The following is a 23,435-nucleotide window of genomic DNA, read 5'->3' on the forward strand; positions in this document are numbered from 1 at the left end:
GCGTCAGTCGTCGGTCCGGAACAGGTCGAGCACGCGTTCGCGCTCGGCCGCATCGACCGCGGCGGGCATCGGTTCGTCGCGCTTGCCGTGGTCGGCCCGCGCATCCGGCGCATCGACGGCCGCCGCGCCGCCGCATGCGAAGCGGCTGCGGATATACGCCGGCACGTCGGCCGTGCACGTACCGCGCGTGTATTCGGCGTAGACGAAATCGCCGTCGACGAGCACGATGTCCTGCGGCGGCGTCGCATCGACCGGCGTGCGCCCGTCGACGGCCGTCTTCATGTAGTCGAGCCAGACCGGCAGCGCGAGCGTCGCGCCGGTCGCGCGCCCCATCGGGCGCGGCGTGTCGTAGCCGAGCCATGCGACCGCGACGATGCCCGACGAGTAGCCCGCGAACCATACGTCCTTCGACCCGTTCGACGTGCCCGTCTTGCCGGCCGCGTCGTCGCGCCGTAGCGCGAGCGCGCCGCGCGCGGTGCCGGCCCGCACGACGTCGCGCAGCATGCTGTCCATCACGAACGCATTGCGCGCCGACACGACCCGCTCGCCCGCCGGCACGGCCGCCTCGTACATCGCGCCGCCGTGACGCTGCTTCACCGACAGGATCAGGCGCGGCTCCATCCGCGTGCCGCCGTTCGCGAACACGCTGTACGCGCTCGCGAGTTCGAGCGGCGTCACGGCGCCCGCGCCGAGCGCGAGCGGCAGCGACGCCGGATTGCGCTGCGCGTCGAAGCCGAACCGCACCGCGTGCTGCTGCACGTAGCGCGCGTCGGTGGCCTGCATCAGGCTGACCGCGACGAGGTTCTTCGAGCGCACGAGCCCGCGCCGCACCGGGATGAAGCCCTCGTAGTGGTTGGCGAAATTACGCGGACGCCACGGCCGCGCGCCGGTTTCCGCATGCGTGAGCGTGCGCTGCGTATCGTCGACGAGCACGCCGGGGAAGTAGCCTTTCTCCAGCGCCGCCGAATAGACGAACGGCTTGAAGCTCGAACCCGGCTGGCGATACGCCTGCAACGCGTGGTCGAACACGTTGCGATTGAAATCCGCGCCGCCCACCAGCGCGAGCATGTCGCCGGTAGCCGCATCGAGCGACACGAGCGCGCCTTCGAGCCCGTTGCGCGTATCGCGCTTCGCGCGCGCCTGACGGCTCAGCGTGCGCTCGAGCGCGGCTTCGGCCGCGCGCTGGTCGCGCATCGAGATCGTCGTCGTCACGTCGAGGCCCAGCGTGTACGCATCGTCATGAAACCGCTCGACCATCATCCGGCGCGCCCGCTCCGCGACGTACGGCGCGGCGACGATGCCGGGCGGCGGCGTGGTCGCGAGCGCGATCGGCGCGTCGACGGCCGCGCGATACGCCGCATCGTCGAGCTGGCCGAGCGCATGCATGCGGCCGAGCACGTAATTGCGCCGCGCGGTCGCGCGCACCGGGTTGACGACCGGGTTGAACGCGGAGGGCGCCTTCGGCAGCCCGGCGAGCACGGCCGCCTCGCCGGCGCTCAGCGCGTCGAGCGGCTTGCCGAAGTACACGTGCGCGGCGGCCGCGAAGCCATACGCGCGCTCGCCCAGATAGATCTCGTTCATGTACAGCTCGAGCAGCTTGTCCTTGCTGTATTCGCGTTCGAGCTTGGCGGCCATCAGGATCTCGGCGAGCTTGCGGCTCAGCACCTTGTCGCGCGTCAGGTAGAAGTTGCGCGCGACCTGCATCGTGATCGTGCTGCCGCCCTGCCCCGGCTGCCCCGTGACGACGTTCGCGAACGTCGCGCGCGCGAGGCCGCCGATATCGACGGGGCCGTGCTCGTAGAACTTCGCGTCCTCGGCCGCGAGCAGCGCATGGCGCATCAGCGGCGGGATGCGTTCGAGCGGCACGAACTCGCGCCGCTCGACGCCGTATTCGGCCAGCAGGTCGCCGTCGCGCGAGAAGATCCGCAGCGGCAGCGCGGGACGATAGACGGCCAGGTGTTCGACGGACGGCAACTGCGTCCAGATGCGATCGATCGTCCACGCGCCGATGCCCGCGCACGCGAGCGTCAGGCCGAGCAGCGCGCCCGCGAGCGTGCGCCATACACGGCGGCGGCGCGGCGCTGCGGATGGCGGCGCGGGCGGTGGCGGCGGGTGGGCGGTGGGATCGGTCATGTCGGGCTCCTTCTTCAATGCCGCGACGGCCGGCGCGCGGGCGGCGCGCCGATCGGTCACGAAAGGCGCGCATTGTCGAAGGGATGCCGCGAAACCGGAACATTCTTTAGCCAAAGTTTGGCTGGCTAAATTTTATTTAGGAAAGCGCTTTGGAGGCCGCTCGGATCGTGCATGCGGGTTTGCGGCATGCCGTTGCGGTCACGTGTGCCGGGCGCGCGAGCCGGTTCGCTTGTACCATCGTCGGATGTTCGATCGATACCTCGACCTGTGGGGCCTCGTTCCCGACGGCGGCCCGATCCTGACCGCGAGCGGCGGCCTGCTGCCGGTCGTGTGGCACGCGCGGCCCGCGATGCTGAAAGTCGCGACGTGCGACGAAGAGCGGCGCGGCAATGCGCTGATGGCCTGGTGGAACGGGCAAGGCGCCGCGCAGGTGTGGCAGCACGACGGCGACGCGATCCTGCTCGAGCGCGCGCAGCCGACGCCGACGCTCGCCGCGTTGTCGGCCGCGGGCCACGATGACGACACGATGCGCATCGCGTGCGACGTCGTCGCGCGGCTGCATGCGCATCGTGCGCCGCAGGTACCGCCGGTGGTGCCGCTGCATGACTGGTTTTACGCGCTGCTGTCGAACGATGTCGATAACGACGCGCTGCGCGGCTCGGCGGCGGTCGCTCGCCAGTTGTTCGCCGAGCCTTCCGTCGACGAAGTCGTGCTGCACGGCGACATTCACCACGACAACATTCTTCATTTCGGCGATCGCGGCTGGCGCGCGATCGACCCGAAAGGGCTGCGCGGCGAGCGCACGTTCGATTACGCGAACCTGTTCTGTAATCCTGCGCATGACATCGCCGTCGATCCGGTGCGTTTCGAGCGGCGTATCGTGGTCGTGGCGGATGCCGCGCAGCTTGACTCGCGTCGGCTGCTGCAATGGATTCTCGCGTGGGCCGGGCTGTCGGCCGTGTGGTTGACGGAAGACGGCCAGCCGGCCGACACGCGGCTGCAGGTTGCGATGCTCGCGACGAGAGCGCTCGGGCTGTAGCGATACGCATCGGCGATGAAAACAGCTCATCGCGGATTTCCGCAGGAAAGCTGCGAAGACCACCGGTATTCGGCCAGGACGGCTACTCGACCTCAGCGCCTGAATCGTCGACAATCGGCGTCAGGCTGATAAAGGCGTGAATCGGGTTGCATTGCCACTTCACCGGGGGCGCATGTCGTAAGCTTGCGGGTCGCATGATGTCTCGTGCATACGGCGGCTCGTGGCTCGCCGTTCGCGACAATCGTTGCATCAGAAGTGGCAAGAGATAGGCAAGACGCAACGATTTCTGCTTTCAATGCGGAGGCGGGCTCTGGTTGGCGCGCGGCAACGTTCCGCTCAAATGCTTGGCGCCGGCGACCGGTGAAACAATGGAGCAACCGACGTGATAGAGCAAGGTAAGCGGGTGGCCGTCGTGGCGCCGGCGGGCATTCCTGACCGGGATAACCTCGCGCGCGCCATGTCGCTGCTGGAAAGTTGGGGATTTTCCGTCTCTGTGGGCGCGCACGTAGCTGACCGGTTCCGGTATCTCGCGGGATCTCATCAGGATCGTATCGACGATCTGCTTGCGGCGTTGTCAGACCCGGCAGTCGATATCGTCTGGATCGCACGCGGCGGCTATGGCTCTACGCATGTGCTGCCCGCGCTGCCCACTACCGTGCCCCGAAAGAAAACCGTGATCGGCTTCTCCGACGCGACCGCGCTTTTCTGCGCGCTGCAGCAGATTCCCGGCATCGACGTAATTCACGGGCCGACGCTCAACGGCCTCGCGACGAAAGTTGACGAGGAGTCGCGCCTCAGCGTTCTGGGTGCGCTCACCGGGGTCCCGCCGACGCCACTGCCACTCGAACGTCTGCATGGGTCGGCTGATTCGATCGAAGGGCCGCTTGTGGGCGGCAATCTCACGGTACTCGCGAGCATGGCCGGCAGCCGTTGGCAACCGAGATTTCGCGACTCGATTGTCGTTCTGGAGGACGTTACTGAACTTGCATACCGCATTGACCGCAGCATCATGACGATGCGTCACGCCGGTATCCTCGATGGCGCACGCGCGATCGTGCTCGGCGACTTCATCCGCTGCCCGGTGCCGGCCGGGGCCGACTACTTACTTACGGACGTTCTGCTGGACGCACTGGCGCCGCTCGGCGCCCCAATCTACGGGGGCCTTCCCGTGGGTCATGGTCAGCGCAATCTGTCGTGGGTGGTTGGACGGCCTGCCGAGATCCGCGGAGACATATTGCTGCGATAGCTTTGCCCTTCGCACATGCTGTCCGATCGTCGATTGTCGGGCGGTGGACGGGATTCGGCGCGGGCAGACGCTTGGTATCTCGCCTGATTCGTCGATAAAGAAGCGGCGGTGACGTTTGTTCAGCCTGCTTTGAGGAAGATCTGCTTTACCCCTCGTTTTGCAATGATGTCGAGAAGATGCATCAGGGCTGTCGTCGGCGCGGTCCCGAAGTCAACTGTGAAGAACGACCAGTGATCGTTAGATTCGACTTGGCTCGCACCGTGGATCGCACCGGCTAATCCATCGACGCTATTGCCACCGCATTCACCTACGTCTAGCCATGTGGTAATCCAGTTGTCCAACGCAAAGGTCTCTGGCGGCTGCCGATCGAAGACCACCTGCAATCTATTCCACGTGAATGGATGGAGATTCAGGTCGAACGCACGGAAACGGAAAATTTCTGCAACGAATGCTGGGTCCGGATCGATAGCGAATTCGTACGGTTTGATTTGATCTCCTTCATCCTTTGCCAAGGCATCGACGCGAAGGTAGCGGTACGGATACGGTATCCGATCGTTGTTTATGGAGATTAGGACTTCCGTCGCAACGTTGCGCACGGAGGTTTGAAGTTGGCTGACCGTCGAACGGAAGAATTGCAGGTATCGATCACGCTCTGCCTCGAGTATGGACTCGACTGCCACCTTAACCGTTCTCCGCGAGTGCTGTTCGTGCAACCATTTTACATTGCTCGGGTGGCCGCTGTTGCTGTGGATTGGCGTCTGCTCCGGGTCCGATTCCAGCCGTCGACCTCGCGCGCAAGCGCATCGTTCGACGCACGTCACGGACGGTGCCGCACCGATAGACTCGAGCGTTGAATTCCGGGCACGCTCGAAACAGCGGTCGTCTGATCGTGGAGTAGTATTCCCGCATGTCCAGGTGATTGCCCGACCCCTACCGCGCACAGCCGCTCCGTCTATGTGTGGCGGCGCCGGCCGTGGCGACGACATCGACGGAAACGCATCATGTCAACCGAGTGGAAGCACCGCGTCAGACTCTTCGTCCAGCGTTTCTGGCAGCCGACCAGTGCGTGCATGACCTGCATGCCCGGGAGCTGGGGAAACGTCATGAGCCTTGCCCACTGGACCATCGCCTTTCATACGGGTCTGCTGACAGGACTCCTGGCTGTACTTCTGACTTTCACGCCTGTGGCGAAACTCTACGCGCATCGATACGGCAACGCGCTGGTCGTCGGCGTCCTGACGACGTTGGGCGACGCCTACTCGCACACGAGTCACTACCGTATTCCCTATGTCGAGCACATCGTGACGGGTGCGATTTCAGGTCTCCTGGCGCTTGCGGCCTCATATCTCTTCGAAGACCGCGCGCGACGCCTTCGGGCGATGTGGGCTCGCGTTGTCGGACAGCTTGTCCGCTGACTTTCTAACCCACGAAGCCCCCGAAAAAAACCCGTCGGCACAACACCGGCGGCCTTTCATGTCCGACGTACGCGGCGCTTCAGCGCGCCGGGTTCAGCGTCAGATTCATGTGACGGTTCACGTCCTTGTACAGCAGATAACGGAACCGCCCAGGCCCGCCCGAATAGCACGCCTGCGGGCAGAACGCGCGCAGCCACATGAAGTCGCCCGCTTCCACCTCGACCCAGTCCTGGTTCAGCCGATAGACGGCCTTGCCTTCCAGCACGTACAGGCCATGCTCCATCACGTGCGTTTCGGCGAACGGGATCACGCCGCCCGGCTCGAACGTCACGATGTTCACGTGCATGTCGTGACGCATGTCGCTCATGTCGACGAAGCGCGTCGTCACCCATGCGCCGTTGGTGCCCGGCATCGGAATCGGCTCGACGTCCTGCTCGTTCGTCACGAACGCTTCCGGCAGCGGAATGCCGTCGACGGCCTGGTAGTGCTTGCGGATCCAGTGGAAACGCACAGCGGCATCGCTGACGTTGTGCAGCGTCCAGTCCGCGCCCGGCGGAATGAACGCATAGCCGCCCGGCTTCAGCGTGTGCTGCTTGCCTTGCAGCGTCAGCTCGGCTTCGCCTTCGACGACGAACAGCACGGCTTCGGCGTGCTTGTCCTGCTCGGGCTTGTCGCTGCCGCCGCCCGGATTCACTTCGACGATGTACTGCGAGAAGGTCTCCGCGAAACCCGACAGCGGGCGCGCGATCACCCACAGGCGCGTGTGGGTCCAGAACGGCAGCCAGCTCGTGACGATGTCGCGCATCACTCCCTTCGGGATCACCGCGTACGCCTCGGTGAACATCGCGCGATCGGTCAGCAGATCCGTCTGCGGCGGGTGGCCGCCATGCGGCGCGTAATACGTTGTCTTAGACATAGTGCATCCAGGCAATGGGTTGGTCCGGCCCCAGGCGCAAACGGCATCGGGCGGTTCGCATGCGCGTGGAGTACGCATGCGGCGGCGGGACATCGTTGCCGGGGTGGCTTGAAAGCGCATGCGCCTTCGATCGGTCGGCCAGGCTTCGCGGCGGGTCGTCCGGTTCAGCGCCGCGGCGCTCGCGATCAGGCGAGGCGCGGACGGCCGCACGGTTCGACTCCGTACGCGAGCATCGCCGACGATAGCGAAGTCGATCCCGATCGACCAATTAAATGTTGCGATGCCATCCATTCGATTTCCCACTACCCGCCGGCGCCCGCGATGCACGGCGGGGACGCGTCGCGCGAGGTGCCGACCATCAGGGAAATCCTGACGGTCGCGATGTTCGCGCGATGCGCCGGTGCGGCAACGCGGGGAGACACGCGCTGGTCTCGATGCATCCCGTTACGCAGGGCGAGGCGAAGGAGGTCATTACGTGCGCGGCAGCGGATCACGGCGCGAGGGCCGCACGGAGGCCATCACGTCAGGCTGGAGCGAGCCGACGTGTCGAAGGAAAAGGAGATGTCATTCGGCCGACCCTGTCCGAGCACATTCGGATGCGGCAACGGGTGCCGTCGAGAAACGGAGAAAAACGGCGGAAGGAGCATTGCCGGCCCGTCGATCGGGCACATGGCAGCGGCTGATGAAGCCGGAGGAGGATCGCCGGTCTGGCCGGCGAAGCGGCCCGGCGGCTTGCCGGGCCGAGGCCCGCGTCGGGGTGCCGACGCCGGCGGCGCGCCGGTGCGCGGCTCGCGCACCGTGCCGCGCCAGCGGCGATCAGTCCCAGTCGCGGTGGTGACGATGCTTGCGGTGATGACGGTAGCCGCGGTCGCCGTGATCGCGATCGTACGAGCTGCGCGACAGGTTGCCGCCGAGCGCCGCGCCGGCGCCGCCGCCGACCGCCGCGCCCAGCAGGCCGCCCGTGCGGCCGCCCATCGCGTTGCCTGCCGCGGTACCCGCGCCGCCGCCGAGTGCGCCGCCGATGATCGCGCCGGTGCGCTCACGACGGTTCGACGTCACCGCGCCGCCCGCGCCGCCGCCGATCGCGCCGCCGATGACGGAGCCCGTGCTGCCGCCAACCGCGCCGCCGACCGCTGCGCCGGCAACCCCGCCGAGCGCGCCGCCGAGCGCGTTGTTCAAGTCACCGGCCACGGCCGGCAGTGCAGTCGCGCCGGTCAGCACGGCGACGACGAGAGTGGGGGCGATTTTCTTCCACATTCCCGTATTCTTCCTTGTTCGCAATTCTGGTTATCGAGGTCCGCTCGGTACGACGACCTGAATCGATCGACATCGGGCCAGGCATTGTGCCGAACCGTGGACCAATTCATTTCAATGAGCTTGCGGCGAAGAATAGCACCGGTCCCGCATCCTTGCCGTGGACATTCTGGTAACAAGTTGTTGTCGAATAACGGACGTTGAACGCGCCCGCCGAATCCGGCTGAAACCCTTGCCGGTATTGACTCTGGCAAGGGTCCGGCCCCGCGTTGCGACACGTCGGTCACGCACGCGCTCGTCCGTTCGAGACACACGTGGCAACACATCGGCACCTGCCGCAAACGGGCATCCGAACGATGGTCAGGGGGAAGATGGCGGGGTCAGTACACGCCGGGCAGCAATCGCCACGTCCGCGCGCAATACGCGTCGTATTCCGCGCCGAATTGCGACCGCAGCAACGCCTCTTCCGAGCGGATTCGCGCGACGAGCGGCACGAGCGTCAGCACGACCAGCAGCACGCCGACACCCGAGCGAAACGCCAGCGCCCAGCCGAGCGAATTGACGACGAGGCCGAGATAGCTCGGATTGCGGATGCGGCTGTAGATGCCGCCGGTCACGAGCGTATGGCCCGGCTGGATCGCGACGAGCCCGCTGAAGCGCTTGCCGAGCACGAACACGGGCCACATGCGCAGCCCGCCGCCCACGAGGTACAGCGCGACGCCGATCCAGCGCACCGTCTCCCCGCCGAAGGTCCAGACGTCGAGCCGGTCGGTCAGCGCCGGCAGGTACGCGAGCAGGAAGCCGCTTACCGCGAAGGCCGCGAGCACCCAGCGGTTGTCGCGATTTTCGCGCTCGCCGCTGCTCAGATTGCCTTCGCTGAACAGCGCGGCGACGGCCATCGCGAACGTCGCGACGACGATGACGATCAGCTGCGGGTGCGAGAAGAACGCAGCGAACCCGCCGCTGCCGAGCACGGCGAGCCCGAGATAGACGAGCGTGGATACGCCCGACAGGACGACGACCTTCGGGGTGACTGTCATGACGGCCTCGCGGGGATGCGCTTTCCTGTGAAGTATAGGAACTGCGCGCCCCGCGCGCCGGGCGGCACCGTCATGCGGCGCGCGAACTCGCGTGCATCGGCCGGCCGACCGCAGCCGGCCGAGCCGGTATAGCTCGGGCCGGCGCGCCGCAACGGATCAGCGGATGTGGAAGTGGCCGCCGATGCCGACGGTGACGGGCGGCGCGTAGTACGCGGGCGCATAACCGTAATAGGCCGGCGCGGGCGCGTAGCCGTACGGCGGCGCGACGTAGCAGCCGGACAGGCCGCCGATCAGGGCAAGCGTGATGAGAAGTCTGGACATGGCTCGATTCCCGGCGCGAAAGACGAACGACACCTCGCGAAGGCCCCACCGCAGCACAACGCGGCGGCCGGCACGAAGAGGCGATCCGCCCTTCCTGTCGCTCGATGAAACAATGCGCGCAGTCTAGCGCCGGGCCTGGCCGCGCGAGTTTCCCGGGCGGTTACACGTGTTACGTGGTGTGACCGCTGAAACAGGCTCGGGAGGCGCAACGGCCGGCCGGTGGGCGGGCGCCGCGCCGACGGTGGCCGGGCTGTTACACGAAGCGCGCGCGAATGCGCTGCGCGAGCGCTTCCAGCGTCGCCGCGTCGGCGATCTCGCGCGCATGCATCCGCAGTTCGACGCCTTCCCAGCGCGGAATCACGTGAAAGTGCACGTGCGGGACCGTCTGGCCGGCTGCCGCACCGTTGAACTGGCCGATGAACACGCCGTCCGGCTCGAGCGCCGCGCGCGCCGCCGCAGCGACGCGCTGCGTCATGCGGATGCCGGCCGCGGCCGCGTCGCCGGACAACTCGAAGATCTGCGCGGCCGGCTCCTTCGGGATCACGAGCACGTGACCGTCGGCCTGCGGCATCAGGTCCATGATCGCGAGCGTCGCGTCGTCTTCGGCGACCTTCACGCACGGCAGTTCGCCGCGCAGGATTTTGGCGAACGGGTTGTTGTTGTCGTAGGACATGGCGTTTCCGATCTCGGTTGGTCAGTGGGACGGGCAGAGCAAAGCGCAATGCCGGACGATTATCGGCCGACGGCCGACCCGATATCAACTCGCCCGATGCGCGACGCCGGCCGCGCCGTCGGGCACGCGGCGGTCATCATGCGTCACACGGCAGCGATTGCACCGCATCGCCCGAACCTGCGACACTGCCGCATCGATGCCGGCCGGCACGCCACCGAGGACGCTCGCGCATGACGATCCCCCTCAAGAAGCCGATACTGCGCGGTGTCGCGCTCGTGTTCGTGGCCGCGATCGGCTATACGGGCTACACGCTGTCCCGGCTCGCGCCGATCGCGACCGGCTATGCGGCCAAGGCGCTGTGTTCCGGCGTGTTCGTATCGGGCCGTCCGGCCGCATCCGTGATCGACGTCGACATCATGGCCGGCGTCCATCCGCTGCTGAAACTGGTGCGCCCGTCGCTCGATCCCGACCATCGTCGCGCCGTGGCGACCTTCGCCGGCTTCGCCGAACGCGAAGCCGACTTCCGGCCCGGGCTCGGCTGCACGCTCGCGCTCGGGGCCACGGCCGGTGCGGCGGCGGCCACCTTGCCCGCCGCGCTGCCGGCCCTACCCGATCCGCCGCCCGCGCAACCCGACCCGCCCGCACCGGCCACGCCGCCCGCCGGCATCGACACGCACATGCTGCAGACCGCGCTCGACGGCGCGTTCGACGAACCCGATCCGGCGCGGCCGCGGCGCACGCGCGCGGTCGTCGTGATGTGGCGCGGCCAGGTGATCGCCGAACGCTATGCGCCCGGCTTCACGGCCGCCACGCCGCTACCCGGCTGGTCGATGACGAAGACCGTCACGGCCGCGCTGGTCGGCACGCTGGTCGCGCGGCACAGGCTGTCGCCCGACGCGTCGGCACTGCTGCCCGAATGGCGCGGCAGCGGCGATCCGCGCGCGGCCATCACGCTCGACGAGCTGCTGCGGATGACGAGCGGCCTGCAATTCAACGAGGACTACGACGATCCGCTCTCCGACGTCGCGGTGATGCTGTTCACGCAGCCCGATACCGCGCGGTTCGCGTCGGCGAAGCCGCTTGCCGCGGCGCCCGGCACGCAGTGGTCGTACTCGAGCGGCACGAGCGCGATCGTCGCGCGCGTGATGCGCGAAGCGCTGGGCGGCAACGACGCCGACTACCTCGCGTTTCCGCGCCGCGCGCTGTTCGCGCCGCTCGGGATGCGCAGCGCGGTGTTCGAGCCCGATGCGTCCGGCACGCTCGTCAGCGCGTCGTACATGTATGCGAGCGCCCGCGACTGGGCGCGCTTCGGGCAGCTTCTGCTGCAGGACGGCGTGTGGAACGGGCAGCGGCTGCTGCCCGAAGGCTGGGTGCGCTATCTGACGCGCGCGACGCCACAGTCACCGCGGCAGGAATTCGGCGCGCAGCTGTGGGTCAAGGTGCCGGAGCCGTTCAACGATCGCGATCCGCATGCGCGGGCGATGCCGGCCGACGCGTTTCATGCGGTCGGCCATGAAGGCCAGTTCGTGAGCGTGGTGCCGAGCCGCGAGCTGGTGGTCGTGCGGCTCGGGCTGTCGCGGCCGGAAGCCGCGTGGAATCACGAGGCGTTTCTCGCGCGCGTGCTCGACGCGGTGCCGGCGCCCGGTGCGTGACGACGGGCAGGTGCGTCGGTGAATCGGTCGTGAAGCGGCGACGAAGGCAATACCACCGCTTCAAGCGCTGCCTGCGCCGCATTACGGATTCGCGCTGCCCGCGTACTGCTTGAACCCTTCGCGGGTCGCGAGCCGTTCGATGTAGCGCGACACCGCCGGCAGGTCCGGATGCTCGAACGGCGTGCCGAACCACCGGTTCACCGACAGGCCGATCGGGATATCCGCGAGCGTGAACGTGTTGCCGGCCACGTACGCGCCGGTCTTTTCAAGCTGCGCATTCAGCACGCGCATGTGCGTCGTCCAGCCCGCGATCGACTGAGCGATGCCGTCCGGATCCTGGTGATCGGGCGACTTGCGCACGAGGCCGAGGAAGGCGCCGACCCACGAGCGGTTCAGGTCCGAGCCCTGCCAGTCGATCCACTGGTCGACCCGCGCACGCGCCTGCGGCTCGGCCGGATACAGCGCGTCGCCGCCGTAGCGGTTCGCGAGGTAGCGGATGATCGTGTTCGATTCCCAGAGCACGAAGTCGTCGTCCTTGATGACGGGCACGAGCGCGTTCGGATTCAGCGCGAGATAGGCCGGGTCGTGGGTCGTGCGAAAGCCCGCGCCCCAGTCTTCCTGTTCGAACGGCAGGTTCAGTTCGGTGCACAGCCACAGCACCTTGCGGACGTTGATGGACGGAATCTTGCCGAGGACGTGCAGCATGCAGTCTCCTTGTGAGGTCGGGTGCGAACGTTCGGCGCGCGCGGCACGCGCCGAACGCGTTCACGCCGAAGTTATACACGACCTCGCGGGAAACGGCAGGCCGCGGGCGCGAAACCGGTGTGCGGCCGATTCGTCAGGTCGCGCAGCGCGTGCTCGGCCGTCGGGAAGCGGAACATGAATCCGTCCTGATGCAGCCGTGCCGGCACCACGCGCTGCCCGTCCAGCAGCAGCTCGGCCATCTCGCCCATCGCGGCGCGCAGCGGTGCCGCCGGCACGTGCACAAACGCGGGGCGGCGCAGCACCTTCGTCACGATCTGCACGAACGCGCGCTGGGTCAGCGGCACCGGGGCGACCGCGTTGTAGACGCCGCGCATGCCCGTGTTCGACATCGCGCGCGCGACGATCCGCAACACGTCGTCGCGGTGAATCCAGCTCATCACCTGCGCGCCGTCGCCGAATCGTCCGCCGAGCCCGAAGTAATGCGGCAGCAGCATCGGGCGCAACGCGCCGCCCGGGCCGAACACGATGCCCAGCCGCAGCACCACCGCGCGCACGCCGTGGCGCTCGAGCGGTTGCACGGACTGCTCCCACTGCCGGCACAGCTCGGACATGAAGCCGGTGCCGGTACTGCTGCCCTCGTCGAGCCGTTCGTCGCCCGGCCGCACGCCGTAGTAGCCGATCGCCGACGCCTGGATCCACGTACGCGGCTTGACTTCGGCGGTCTCGACCCAGCGCATCAGCGCCTGCGTGACGCCGACGCGGCTGGCGAGCAGCAGCGCCTGCCGGCGCTTGCTCCAGCGTGCGCCCAGCACCGGCGCGCCAGCGAGATTGATCACCGTGTCGAAACGCTCGTGCGGCTGCAACTGGTCGACGGACGTCACGCTGCGCACGCGGCCTTGAAACAAGTAAGCCGCACGCAACGGATCGCGCGCCAGCAGCGTGACCGTATGTCCTGCATCGAGCAACTGGTTCACGAGCGTTTCGCCGATGAAGCCGGTCCCGCCAGTGACCAGCACATTGCAGGGCCGCTGCCCCGCGAACGGGTTGGCGGCCGGCGCGCGTGGCGCGATGCGGCACGCGGCAATCCCGTCGCGCACGCCCGACACCGTCACGCCGACCGCGAACAGGCTGAGCAACCCGCCGCGCCAGCCGGGGTCGATCGGCTGCAGCGCGGTCGGCTCGTGCGCCCACACGGCGAGTTGCATCGCGATCATCCCGAACAACGCGCCGCCGTTGACGGCCAGCAGCGTATGCAGCACGCGCTCGGTCGCGGGCAGCTTGCGGCTTTGGTCTTCGATGACGAAATCCCACAACGTCAGCCCCACTTCGACAAGCACGACCATCGCGAGCGCCGCGACCCACGCGCCGTGAAACGCGACGTTCGCGATCGACGCGAACACGAGGCCGTACAGCACGGACCGCACCGCATGAATCGCCAGTTCGAGCCGCGCGCGCGGGCTGTGCGGCAGGTCTTGCGTGAGTTCGTGGTGGTAAAGCGTATCGAATGCGCCCATCGCGCCCTGCACGATCAGCAGGTTGAGCGCCCAGTCGAAAGCAGGCAACGTGTTCATGCGGTATCCCTCCTCCACAACCAGACCAGCGGCGGCACCATCGCGACGAGCGCGGCCACGTCGATCGCCACGTGCCCCCACACCTGCGCCTGCCACGACAACAGCATGTCCTGCGGCGCCCAGATCAACAGGCCGGCCAGCAGCCAGCCCCACACTTCCCGTTTCCTCGACCGGTTGCCGAGATGGACGAGCGCGAGCATCCAGACCGCCGCGCACTGTACCGTCGCGCCGAGCAGCGACATCCACCAGACCTGCTGGGCGCGCGCGGCTTCGGGCGCCGCTGTCGACCAGAAATGCCACTCGATGCCGCGGTGATAGGCGTCGAGCCACGATGCGTCGGCAATCCACGGAATGGCCGCGCCGACGAGCAGGTGCGCGATCGCGGCTGCGTACATCCAGCGCACGACGGCGCAGCGCGGAGTGTCGCGCGGCGGGCGATTCGCCGCCGCGCTTTCGGCGTTGCTGCCGGTGCTGCACGCGCCGCCTTCGCAGCAGGCTTGCGCGCGATACCCGAGCCAGCGCGATACGGCATACCGGTTGCGTGCGAGGCGGCGATACAGCGGCGCGAACACGGCACGCATCGCCGGCACGCGAAGCAGCCAGGCGAACCAGCGACGCCCAACCAGCGCATGGGCGGCCGCGATGCCGTCGATGCCGGTCAGCATGCGTCCGTTGGGCAAGCGCGCATGCAGCTCGCGATTCAGCGCGGGCAAGTCGACATCCAGCGGCGCCGGATCGAAGCCCGGCTCCGCGATGTCGACGAACGCCAGCCGGTGTCGCGCATCGCGCTCGCCGAGACGCCGGATTTCCGCGACACATAACGGACATCGCCCGTCGAAGTACAGCACCAGCTCATTGGCATTCATGCTTCGCACTCCTTCTTGTTATCGCAAGCATCATGAATCGATCGACTGCTTTCCCGCGTACGCCGCCGCTTCCGCGCGACGGCGACGGGCTCACATCGGCTTGACCACCATCAGGAAGTACACGGTCAGCATCGCGAAGAACGCCGGATAACCGAGCCGTTCCCAGCGCTTCGCATAGCGCCAGTAGCGCTCGGGCAACGCGGCGTCGCCGTTGGCGTGCGCGAGCTTCGCCATCGCCGCCAGTTCGAGCTGCAGCCACACGACCGGCAGCCAGCACGCGCCGGCGACCGCGTACAGCACGACCGACGCGAGCAGCCATGGCGTATGCCACGGCCACCCGGCCGTATGCGCGAGCCACAACCCGGACGCCGGCTGGAAGATCACGGCCGGCGTCGTGAACCACCAGTCCGCGCGCACCACGAGCCGCGACACGGCCGCGATCGCGGGCACCGATCGCGTGCGGTTCGCGAAGAACAGGTAGAACGCGGTGCCGAACCCCGTGCCGACCAGCAGCACCGAAGACAGGATGTGAAGCGCCTTGATGACGAGATAGGTATTCATGCGCGTTCTTCTTCTGAAAAGAGGATCAACAGGATGGCGAGAATCGGCACGTTCTTGAGCACGGGGCCGAACGGTTCGGCCAGCAGGCCGGGCATCGTGACCGCGATGACCGCCGAGTACGCGACGATCAGCGCCGCCTGCACGGCCCACAGGCGCCGCGACGGCGCGACGACGGTCGCGATGCCGAGCGCGAAGTCCAGCGCGCTGGCGGTGTAAAGCGCGATCAGCGCGGGCAGCCCCGTCAGGTGCGCGGGCGCCAGCAGCGCGAGGCTTGCGTGCAACGGATGGATGAAGGCGCTCGCGATCGCCGTCCAGATCCACACGATCGCGAGCGCGCCCAGCAGCAACGGACGCCGCCACATCGCGAGCGCGTCGCGGCGCAGCGCGGCGGCTTCCGCGCCGATGAACCCGCCGATGCGGCGCGGCGGCCGGCCCAGCACGGCCGCGGTGGCCGCCGGATCGCCCGTGTTGCCGCCGCGCAGCATCGTCCACGTGTCGCGCGTCAGCATCGCCCCCGGCAACGCGCCGAGCAGTGCGGCCGCCGCGCCGACCAGCGGGCCCGGCAGCGTCACGCGGGCCGCTGGCGGAAAACCGAGTGCGGCGCGGTAGCCGGCCAGCATCTCGCGGTATTCGACTTCGTCGCTGCCGACCACGTCGATCACGCGGCGGCCCGCCGCCGACGGCGAATCGGCCGGCTCCATCACGAGCCGCGCCACGACTTCGGCGAGATCGTCGACATGCACCGGGCGCAGCCGCTGACGGCCCCCCGCCGGCAGGACGTGCACGGGCAAGCTCGCGAGCATCCGGAAAAACCGCGCCGATGCGCCGGCCGCCCCGTAGACGAGCGCCGGGCGCACGATGCGGAAGTCGATCGGCAACGTCTGCAGGAAGCGGTCGGCCGCCTGCTTGCTCGCGAAGTACCGCGTATCGCCGCGCTCGACGCCGAGCGCCGAGATCTGGATCACGCGCCGCACGCCGGCGCGGCAGCATGCGGTAAAGAGCGCGCACGGCGCGGCGCGATGCACGGCGTCGAGCGTCGCGCCGCGTCGATCGGCCAGCATGCCGACCGCGTTGATCACCACGTCCACGCCCTTCAGCCGCGCAAGCCATGCTTGCGGATCGACGTCCCGCACGAAGTCCATCGCGACGTCGTGCGGGCCGGCCGCGTGACGCACGCCGCGCAGCACGCGAAGCCCGCCCGCTTCGAGCTGCGCGCACAGCGCCCGCCCGATGAAGCCGTTCGCGCCGCACACGAGCACAGTCATGCCGCGTGCGCCGGAACGCTCGGGCGGGCAGGTCGACGGCAAGACGGCGTTCATGTTCATCCTTTACCTACAGTTATTTCTGTAATGACAGAAACAATAGCCCCGAAAAAAGCGGGCTGCGTGCCCGCTCTCCGTTACCGCTTACTTCGACGGCTTGCGCCGAACCGTCTGGCTGATCTTCGCGCCGATGCCGAGCGCCTTCATCAGCGTATCGGGCTTGAGCCTCAGCATCTCGTCCGACCAGGTCGTCAGCGTCTCGACGAACTGCAGCGTGTCGCGGATGCGCTGTTCGGTCTCGCGGCTTTCGTTCGCGATCTCCGGGCTCGTGAGGCAATCGCGCAGCACCGTGAGCGTCGGCTCGATCTCGCGCTGCCGCCGCCCTTCGACGATCAGCTTGAACAACTCCCAGATGTCGGTCGACGTCTCGAAGTGGTCGCGGCGGTCGCCGAGCACGTGCACGACCTTCGCGAGCCGCCACGCCTGCAACTCCTTCAGGCTCGTGCTGACGTTGGAGCGCGCGACGTTCAGCGTCTCGGCGATTTCGTCCGCTGCCACCGGCCGTCCGGCCAGGTAGAGCAGCGCGTGAATCTGCGAGACAGTACGGTTGACGCCCCACCGCGAGCCCATTTCGCCCCAGTGGAGAATGAATCGTTCGGCAATCGGTGTGAGTTCCATGGTGGGGAATTTAGTTTTTTCAGTTATTTCTGTTAAGAGAGAAATAACCGGGCGATCGCGCGCCTTCCGGCCGCGCCCGCCCGCGATCGGCCGCTTCCTTTACAATGCGCGGGATTTTTCCGATTTCAGGCCGTCCCCGCCTTTCTGACTAGAGGTTCTCCCATGATCATCAAACCGCGCGTGCGTGGCTTCATCTGCGTGACGACTCATCCGGTCGGCTGCGAAGCCAACGTCAAGGAACAGATCGATTACGTGACTTCGCACGGCCCGATCGCCAATGGCCCGAAAAAGGTGCTCGTGATCGGCGCGTCGACCGGCTACGGCCTCGCCGCCCGGATCTCCGCCGCATTCGGCTCGGGCGCGGACACGCTCGGCGTGTTCTTCGAGCGCGCAGGCAGCGAGACGAAGCCGGGCACGGCCGGCTGGTACAACAGCGCCGCGTTCGAGAAATTCGCCGCCGAAAAGGGGCTGTATGCGCGCAGCATCAACGGCGACGCATTCTCCGACAAGGTCAAGCAGGTCACGATCGACACCATCAAGCAGGATCTCGGCAAGGTCGATCTGGTCGTCTACAGCCTTGCGGCCCCGCGCCGCACGCATCCGAAGACGGGCGAAACGATCAGCTCGACGCTCAAGCCGGTCGGCAAGGCCGTCACGTTCCGCGGCCTCGACACCGACAAGGAAGTGATCCGCGAAGTGTCGCTCGAGCCGGCGACGCAGGAAGAGATCGACGGCACCGTCGCGGTGATGGGCGGCGAGGACTGGCAGATGTGGATCGACGCGCTGGCCGAAGCCGGCGTGTTGGCTGACGGCGCGAAGACCACGGCGTTCACGTACCTCGGCGAGCAGATCACGCACGACATCTACTGGAACGGCTCGATCGGCGAAGCGAAGAAGGATCTCGACAAGAAGGTGCTGTCGATCCGCGACAAGCTGGCCGCGCACGGCGGCGACGCCCGCGTGTCGGTGCTGAAGGCGGTCGTCACGCAGGCCAGCTCGGCGATCCCGATGATGCCGCTGTACCTGTCGCTGCTGTTCAAGGTGATGAAGGAGAAGGGCACGCACGAAGGCTGCATCGAGCAGGTGTACGGGCTCCTGAAGGACAGCCTGTACGGCGCGACGCCGCATGTCGACGAGGAAGGCCGCCTGCGCGCGGACTACAAGGAACTCGATCCGCAGGTGCAGCAGAAGGTCGTCGCGATGTGGGACACGGTCACGAACGAGAACCTGTACGAGACGACGGACTTCGCAGGCTACAAGACCGAGTTCCTGCGCCTGTTCGGCTTCGAGATCGCCGGCGTCGACTACGACGCGGACGTGAACCCGGACGTGAAGATCCCGGGCATCATCGACACCACGGTCTGACGGCACGACCCGCCGCCGCGCTCACGGCGCGGGCGGCGGGTTCGCACGACCGGGCGGCGTCAACGCGGCGCCGGTTCTTCCAGATAGACGCCCGACGACAGCGTGGCCTTCACCTGCCGCGTGAATTCGTCGGTCGACACTTCCTCCGCCCCCGCTTCGATCGCGTCGTACGCCTGGTGCACGACGTCGGACGGCGTGGCTTTCGGCACGTCGAGGCCGGCCGTCAGGTCGGTATCGATGAAGCCGGCATGCAGCCCGACGACCTGCGTGCGCTGCTCGCGCAGCGAATGGCGCAGCCCGTTGGTCAACGCCCATGCGGCCGATTTCGACACGCCGTAGCTCGACAGGATCGGCCGGTTCACCCAGCTCGCGACCGACAGGATGTTCAGGATCGCGCCGCCGCCGTGGGCCGCCAGGGTGCCCGCGAATGCGCGCGACATCGCCAGCATCCCGAACACGTTGGTCTCCAGGTGAGCGCGCAATGCGTCGGGCGCGCCCTCGTCGGTCAGGCTGCCGAGCCGCGCGATGCCGGCGTTGTTGATCAGCAGCGTGACGTCGCGCGCCGCCTCGGCCGCTGCCGCGACCGCCGCGGGGTCGGTCACGTCGAGCTTCACGGGCACGACGCCCGGCAGCGTCACGCTGGCCGGATCGCGCGCGCCCGCATAGACCTTCCGCGCGCCCCGTTCGAGCGCCTGCTTCGCGAACTCGAGCCCCAGCCCGCGGTTCGCGCCCGTGATGAACACCACTGCACCTTCGATTTTCATGATGCGTCCTTTCGCGTGATGAATCGCCCGCGCGCCGGCTCGCCGCGCGTGAGATCCAGGTAAAAACGAGACTGTCGTTGCCTGTCGAACCGTGGCGCCGCGGCCTGCCGCCGAGGCAAGCCGCCCGCGACCCACAACCCACGGCGCCAAAGACGCTGACCCGTTGCCATCCGGTGTACCCGCCGTGGCTTTGCCACGATCCGCCCAGTCGGCTACACTCAATGTCAATGTTGATCACCATTGTCTTTGCGGTGCATTGTGTTCTCGCCGCATGGTCGTGTCAATGGCGATCACCATTGTGTTTTTCAATCGACGCGATCGAACAGGAAATCAGGGAGAGATCGATGGGCGTGTCCAGACAACAGGCTGCCGAGAACCGAAGCGCGATCGTCGCGGCCGCCGAGCGGCTGTTCCGCGTACGCGGCGTCGACGCCGTGGGGCTGACGGAACTGATGAAGGAAGCCGGCTTCACGCAGGGCGGCTTTTACAACCACTTCAAGTCGAAGGACGCGCTGGTCGCCGAAGTGATGGAAAAGGCGATGCACGACCGCGCGGATTCACCGAATGCCGGCAGTCTCGACGCGCAGGTGGCCGCGTATCTGTCGCCCGCGCATCGCGACAACGTCGAGGCCGGTTGCCCGCTGTCTGGCTTCGCGGGCGATGCGCCGCGGCTGACCGATGCGGCGCGCGCGTGCTATGCGCACGGCCTCGCCGCGTATCTCGATCGGCTGGAACGGATGGTGGCGACCGAAGGCGCGACGCCCGCGCAGACGCGTCGCGACGCGCTCGCGGTCTTCAGCCAGATGGTCGGCGCGCTCGTGCTGTCGCGCGCGATCGCCGGCACCGATCCGGCGCTGGCCGACGAGATTCTCGACGCGGGACGGGACACGCTGGCCGGCCGACGCGGCGAATCGGCCGCGTCGAATTGAGCGCTGGCCGCGCGCGCCGCGGCGCGGCGTTCTTATCTCGCTATTCGATCGCCCGCGCGGCGTCCCACAGCGGCTGCGCGCCGCGCGCCGAATTCCACGCGGCGAACCGCGTGCGCCACGATTCGAACGGCTCGGCCAGCGGATGGCGCGGATCGTCGCTGAGCGAATACGCCATCCCTTCGATCAGCCAGCGCGGTTTGGTCAGAACGGCCAGGTTGCCGAGTACTTCAGCCTGCCGGTGGTGGATCAGCTCGTGCGCGAGAAAGTACGTCTGCCAGCCGCGCGGCGCGATCACCACGCCGAAATCGCCGAGCGTCAGCGCCGCGCGTGTGCCGAGGCCGAACGCATCGGCGCACGTGCGGGTCGCGCAGAACACGACGCGCGGTGCGGCGCGGAACGCGCCGACGGTCGCCGCCGCGCGCGCGTAGCCGTCGTGATAGAGCTGCCGCGCCTCGCCGAGCCTCGCGACATCGTCCGTGCAGATGTCGGTGCTCGGGCACGACACGCCGGGGATCAGCGCGGGCGCGACGACGCGCAGCGGCTTGACGAGCGCATACGCGGCAATCGGCAGCGCGACGAGCAGGCCCGTGAGGGCGAAAGCGGCGTGGGAGCGTTTCATCGAGGCGGCGGTTTCGTGACGTATGGTGGGCGTCTTGCTGCGTGCACGCGACTATATCGGACGCGGGGCCGCGCGCGGTGGCGCTTTTTTCACAGGCCACGCCCGTCACGCGACGCGCGCCCGCATCGTCGACACCGGCTCCGCCACGGCACCGGCGTGCAGCGGCGCCACCCGGCAGCGAGCCACGCGGGCGCGATCGGCGCAACGACACCGGCCGCACGCGTGGCGAACAACGGCGCCGGCGCGACCGGCTGCATGGCGACGGCCGTCACGCGAGCTGCTTGTGGAAATACGTCGTCGCGCACGGCGCGCCGTCGGGCATCAACGCATAGTTCGGCACGACGCCGACGCGCTGCCAGCCGGCCCGCTCGTACAGCCGCTCGGCGTCGCCGCCCGTCACCGTGTCGAGCACGAGCACGGTCTTGCCGGCGTCGCGCGCGGCCGCGTCGGCCGCCGCCATCAGTCGTGCGGCGACGCCCTGCCGGCGCGCATGCCGCGACACGAGCATCTTCGCGATGTCCGCGCGATGCGGCTGGTTCTCGGGCTGCGCGGTCACGATCTGCACGGTGCCGACGATCCGGCCGGACGCATCCTCGGCGACGAGCAGGATGCGCTCGTCGTTCGCGACGCCCTCGGCCACACGCGTCCAGAACGCGACGGCGGTCGCCCGCTCGATCGGCAACATGAAGCTGACGGATGCGCCGCCTTCGACGCAATCGATCAGCACGTCGGCCAGCGCATCGACACAGGCCATCGCTTCGCTTGCGCCGACGCGGCGGACGGTAACAGGTTCGGTCATGCCCTCTCCGGTAGTCAGGTGGGCCGCACGCGCGGGTTCGGCATGGGCCGGAATCGGAACGGACGCCGGCCGGGCGTCGCCGCACGCGCGACGACGGCAGGCGTCCGGCAACACGGCGCCCGACCGGCGCGCGTTACCGCCCCATCATCGTACGCGACGAAAATTGTCGTTGCACCGATGACCACATCGCCTACACTTAGCCAAATGGATAACTTTCAACCCGGCATCAGCGACGTCTTCCACGCCCTCGCCGATCCGACGCGCTGCGCGATCGTCGGCGCGCTCGGCCAGGGGGAGCGGACCGTCTCCGCGCTGGCCGCGCCGTTCGACATGGCCCTGCCGTCGTTCATGAAGCACCTCGCCGTGCTCGAGCGCAGCGGCCTCGTGGCGACCCGGAAGGCCGGCCGTTCGCGCACCTGCGCGCTGGTCGGCAGCCGGCTGACCGAGGCCGAGGCATGGCTCGCCGCGCAGCGCGCGCAGTGGGAAGCGCGATCCGATCGTCTCGTCGAATTCGTCGAACGCCGTCACCAGGAGGAGCACGATGTCAGCCAGCCACGTCGAACCCGCTGAAGCCCACGATCTCGTCATCACGCGCACGCTGCGCGCGCCGCGCCGCGCGCTGTGGCGTGCATGGACCGACCCTGAATTGCTGAAGGAATGGTGGTGCCCGAAACCGTGGACCACCGAAGTGCGTGCGTTCGACCTGCGGCCGGGCGGCGCCTTCCATACGTTCATGCGCGGCCCCGATGGCGGCACGAGCGACAACCCCGGCTGCTTCCTCGACATCGTGCCGGAATCGCGCATCGCGTTCACGTCGATGCTCGCGGGCGGCTGGCGGCCGCAGACGCCGTGGCTCGGCTTCACGGCGATCGTCACGATGGCCGACGACGACGCGGGCAGCCGCTACGAAGCGCGCGTGATGCACCCCGACGCCGCGACGCGCGAGCGCCACGAAGCGCTCGGCTTTTTCGAGGGCTGGAACACCTGCATCACGCAGCTCGACGCCTTTGCCGCCACGCTGCGCTGAACGCCGCTTCGCGTGCGGTCATTGCATGCCGCCGCGCCCGCGCCTAGGATTCCTGAAGGAAGCATGACGACACGCCGGGCGCCGGCGTGCACCGTCTCGCTCGCTTCGCGGGAGGCGACATGTTGCACACGCACACGCATTCGACCCGGGTCAGCCGGCACCTGAACGCGCCGCGCGGGCGCGTCTATCGCGCGCTGCTCGACCCGCACGCGGTCGAGCAATGGAAAGTGCCCGACGGCATGACGTGCCGCGTACACGCGTACGACACACGGGAAGGCGGCGCGCTGCGGGTGTCGCTGAGCTACGACGCGCCGTCGGCCGGCACCGGCAAGACCACCGCGCGCACCGACACCTATCACGGCCGCTTCGTCACGCTGGTGCCCGACCAGCAGATCGTCGAGATCGACGTATTCGAAACCGACGACCCGATGCTGCGCGGCGCGATGACGATCACGATCACGCTGTCCGACGAAGCGGGCGGCACGCGCGTGGACGCCGTGCACGACGGCATACCGCCCGGCGTGCCGGCCGCCGACAACGAGACCGGCTGGCAGATGGCGCTGGCGAAGCTCGCGGCGCTGGTGGAAGCCGGGTGACGCC

25 protein-coding genes are annotated in these 23,435 nt (G+C 68.0%); 9 read left to right on the plus strand and 16 right to left on the minus strand.

Translation table 11 applies throughout. From position 1 onward, the window contains the following. Positions 1–3: 3 nt before the first annotated feature. On the minus strand, positions 4–2,133 hold the full coding sequence (locus LGM42_RS20695; protein WP_226233061.1) for a penicillin-binding protein 1A: 2,130 nt from the start codon (positions 2,131–2,133) through the stop codon (positions 4–6). Positions 2,134–2,377: 244 nt separating this feature from the next. Here LGM42_RS20695 and LGM42_RS20700 point away from each other — a divergent pair, with 244 nt between their 5' ends. Both LGM42_RS20700 and LGM42_RS20705 read left to right on the plus strand, forming a co-directional pair. After that, entirely contained in the window at positions 2,378–3,172 is a 795-nt protein-coding gene (locus LGM42_RS20700) for an aminoglycoside phosphotransferase family protein (RefSeq protein WP_226233062.1), read from the plus strand. 382 nt (positions 3,173–3,554) lie between these two features. Next, a complete protein-coding gene (locus LGM42_RS20705; protein ID WP_226233063.1) occupies positions 3,555–4,418 on the plus strand; it encodes a S66 peptidase family protein in 864 nt (287 codons plus the stop codon). A 119-nt stretch (positions 4,419–4,537) separates the two neighbouring features. On the opposite strand, the gene LGM42_RS20710 is transcribed toward LGM42_RS20705, so the two are convergent. Further along, positions 4,538–5,098: a hypothetical protein gene (locus tag LGM42_RS20710; RefSeq protein ID WP_155644602.1), complete on the minus strand. Its 561-nt coding sequence runs from the start codon at positions 5,096–5,098 to the stop codon at positions 4,538–4,540. Positions 5,099–5,419: 321 nt separating this feature from the next. On the opposite strand from LGM42_RS20710, the gene LGM42_RS20715 reads away from it, so the two are divergent. Further along, entirely contained in the window at positions 5,420–5,833 is a 414-nt protein-coding gene (locus LGM42_RS20715; protein WP_059581907.1) for a hypothetical protein, read from the plus strand. 79 nt (positions 5,834–5,912) lie between these two features. Here LGM42_RS20715 and LGM42_RS20720 read toward each other — a convergent pair whose 3' ends face one another. The 5 genes from LGM42_RS20720 to LGM42_RS20740 form a co-directional block, all read right to left on the minus strand. Further along, a complete protein-coding gene (locus tag LGM42_RS20720; RefSeq protein ID WP_059581905.1) occupies positions 5,913–6,749 on the minus strand; it encodes a bifunctional allantoicase/(S)-ureidoglycine aminohydrolase in 837 nt (278 codons plus the stop codon). 816 nt (positions 6,750–7,565) lie between these two features. Continuing rightward, positions 7,566–8,006, minus strand: coding sequence for a hypothetical protein (locus LGM42_RS20725; RefSeq protein WP_059581902.1), 441 nt, complete (start codon positions 8,004–8,006; stop codon positions 7,566–7,568). 377 nt (positions 8,007–8,383) lie between these two features. Next, positions 8,384–9,043 carry a methyltransferase family protein gene (locus LGM42_RS20730; protein WP_226233064.1) on the minus strand — a complete coding sequence of 220 codons (660 nt, stop codon included), beginning with the start codon at positions 9,041–9,043 and terminating at the stop codon, positions 8,384–8,386. A gap of 156 nt (positions 9,044–9,199) precedes the next feature. Next, positions 9,200–9,364 carry a hypothetical protein gene (locus LGM42_RS20735; RefSeq protein ID WP_162838116.1) on the minus strand — a complete coding sequence of 55 codons (165 nt, stop codon included), beginning with the start codon at positions 9,362–9,364 and terminating at the stop codon, positions 9,200–9,202. Between the two features lie 253 nt (positions 9,365–9,617). Continuing rightward, positions 9,618–10,037: an HIT family protein gene (locus tag LGM42_RS20740; RefSeq protein WP_226233065.1), complete on the minus strand. Its 420-nt coding sequence runs from the start codon at positions 10,035–10,037 to the stop codon at positions 9,618–9,620. Between the two features lie 230 nt (positions 10,038–10,267). Here LGM42_RS20740 and LGM42_RS20745 point away from each other — a divergent pair, with 230 nt between their 5' ends. Further along, on the plus strand, positions 10,268–11,689 hold the full coding sequence (locus LGM42_RS20745) for a serine hydrolase domain-containing protein (protein ID WP_226233066.1): 1,422 nt from the start codon (positions 10,268–10,270) through the stop codon (positions 11,687–11,689). Between the two features lie 81 nt (positions 11,690–11,770). Here the strand turns inward: LGM42_RS20745 and LGM42_RS20750 are convergent, their stop codons facing one another. The 6 genes from LGM42_RS20750 to LGM42_RS20775 all read right to left on the minus strand — a co-directional run bounded on the left by LGM42_RS20750 (position 11,771) and on the right by LGM42_RS20775 (position 17,332). Continuing rightward, positions 11,771–12,394: a glutathione S-transferase family protein gene (locus LGM42_RS20750; RefSeq protein ID WP_060317330.1), complete on the minus strand. Its 624-nt coding sequence runs from the start codon at positions 12,392–12,394 to the stop codon at positions 11,771–11,773. 71 nt (positions 12,395–12,465) lie between these two features. Further along, a complete protein-coding gene (locus LGM42_RS20755) occupies positions 12,466–13,965 on the minus strand; it encodes a TIGR01777 family oxidoreductase (RefSeq protein ID WP_226233067.1) in 1,500 nt (499 codons plus the stop codon). Continuing rightward, positions 13,962–14,831, minus strand: a complete 870-nt coding sequence (locus LGM42_RS20760) for a thiol-disulfide oxidoreductase DCC family protein (RefSeq protein WP_226233068.1) — start codon at positions 14,829–14,831, stop codon at positions 13,962–13,964. Before LGM42_RS20760 ends, LGM42_RS20755 begins: the two co-directional genes overlap by 4 nt. Positions 14,832–14,921: 90 nt before the next feature. Further along, positions 14,922–15,392 (minus strand): DUF2269 family protein, encoded by a 471-nt coding sequence (locus LGM42_RS20765; protein ID WP_060317340.1) that lies wholly within the window; start codon positions 15,390–15,392, stop codon positions 14,922–14,924. Beyond that, entirely contained in the window at positions 15,389–16,711 is a 1,323-nt protein-coding gene (locus tag LGM42_RS20770; protein ID WP_226233069.1) for an SDR family oxidoreductase, read from the minus strand. Before LGM42_RS20770 ends, LGM42_RS20765 begins: the two co-directional genes overlap by 4 nt. 87 nt (positions 16,712–16,798) lie before the next feature. Next, positions 16,799–17,332, minus strand: a complete 534-nt coding sequence (locus tag LGM42_RS20775) for a GbsR/MarR family transcriptional regulator (protein WP_011548968.1) — start codon at positions 17,330–17,332, stop codon at positions 16,799–16,801. A gap of 162 nt (positions 17,333–17,494) precedes the next feature. Between LGM42_RS20775 and fabV the strand changes: the two genes are divergently transcribed. Further along, positions 17,495–18,697 (plus strand): enoyl-ACP reductase FabV, encoded by a 1,203-nt coding sequence (gene fabV / locus LGM42_RS20780; RefSeq protein WP_059581884.1) that lies wholly within the window; start codon positions 17,495–17,497, stop codon positions 18,695–18,697. 59 nt (positions 18,698–18,756) lie between these two features. On the opposite strand, the gene LGM42_RS20785 is transcribed toward fabV, so the two are convergent. After that, entirely contained in the window at positions 18,757–19,461 is a 705-nt protein-coding gene (locus LGM42_RS20785) for an SDR family oxidoreductase (protein ID WP_226233070.1), read from the minus strand. A 344-nt stretch (positions 19,462–19,805) separates the two neighbouring features. Between LGM42_RS20785 and LGM42_RS20790 the strand changes: the two genes are divergently transcribed. Further along, complete coding sequence (locus LGM42_RS20790) at positions 19,806–20,390, plus strand: TetR/AcrR family transcriptional regulator (protein WP_226233071.1); 585 nt, start codon at positions 19,806–19,808, stop codon at positions 20,388–20,390. Positions 20,391–20,430: 40 nt separating this feature from the next. Here the strand turns inward: LGM42_RS20790 and LGM42_RS20795 are convergent, their stop codons facing one another. Together LGM42_RS20795 and LGM42_RS20800 are read right to left on the minus strand one after the other, a co-directional pair. Next, a complete protein-coding gene (locus LGM42_RS20795; protein WP_226233072.1) occupies positions 20,431–21,009 on the minus strand; it encodes a hypothetical protein in 579 nt (192 codons plus the stop codon). A 268-nt stretch (positions 21,010–21,277) separates the two neighbouring features. Beyond that, on the minus strand, positions 21,278–21,808 hold the full coding sequence (locus LGM42_RS20800; RefSeq protein WP_059641426.1) for a GNAT family N-acetyltransferase: 531 nt from the start codon (positions 21,806–21,808) through the stop codon (positions 21,278–21,280). A 204-nt stretch (positions 21,809–22,012) separates the two neighbouring features. On the opposite strand from LGM42_RS20800, the gene LGM42_RS20805 reads away from it, so the two are divergent. The 3 genes from LGM42_RS20805 to LGM42_RS20815 all read left to right on the plus strand — a co-directional run bounded on the left by LGM42_RS20805 (position 22,013) and on the right by LGM42_RS20815 (position 23,431). Beyond that, positions 22,013–22,378, plus strand: a complete 366-nt coding sequence (locus LGM42_RS20805; RefSeq protein ID WP_099318033.1) for an ArsR/SmtB family transcription factor — start codon at positions 22,013–22,015, stop codon at positions 22,376–22,378. Next, positions 22,350–22,835: an SRPBCC family protein gene (locus LGM42_RS20810; RefSeq protein ID WP_060317355.1), complete on the plus strand. Its 486-nt coding sequence runs from the start codon at positions 22,350–22,352 to the stop codon at positions 22,833–22,835. The genes LGM42_RS20805 and LGM42_RS20810 overlap by 29 nt, the downstream gene beginning before the upstream one ends. A 119-nt stretch (positions 22,836–22,954) precedes the next feature. Further along, on the plus strand, positions 22,955–23,431 hold the full coding sequence (locus tag LGM42_RS20815) for an SRPBCC family protein (protein ID WP_060317358.1): 477 nt from the start codon (positions 22,955–22,957) through the stop codon (positions 23,429–23,431). Positions 23,432–23,435: the final 4 nt, after the last annotated feature.

Source organism: Burkholderia sp. AU39826 (genome assembly GCF_020419965.1).
In the GTDB taxonomy this organism is placed as follows: domain Bacteria; phylum Pseudomonadota; class Gammaproteobacteria; order Burkholderiales; family Burkholderiaceae; genus Burkholderia; species Burkholderia semiarida.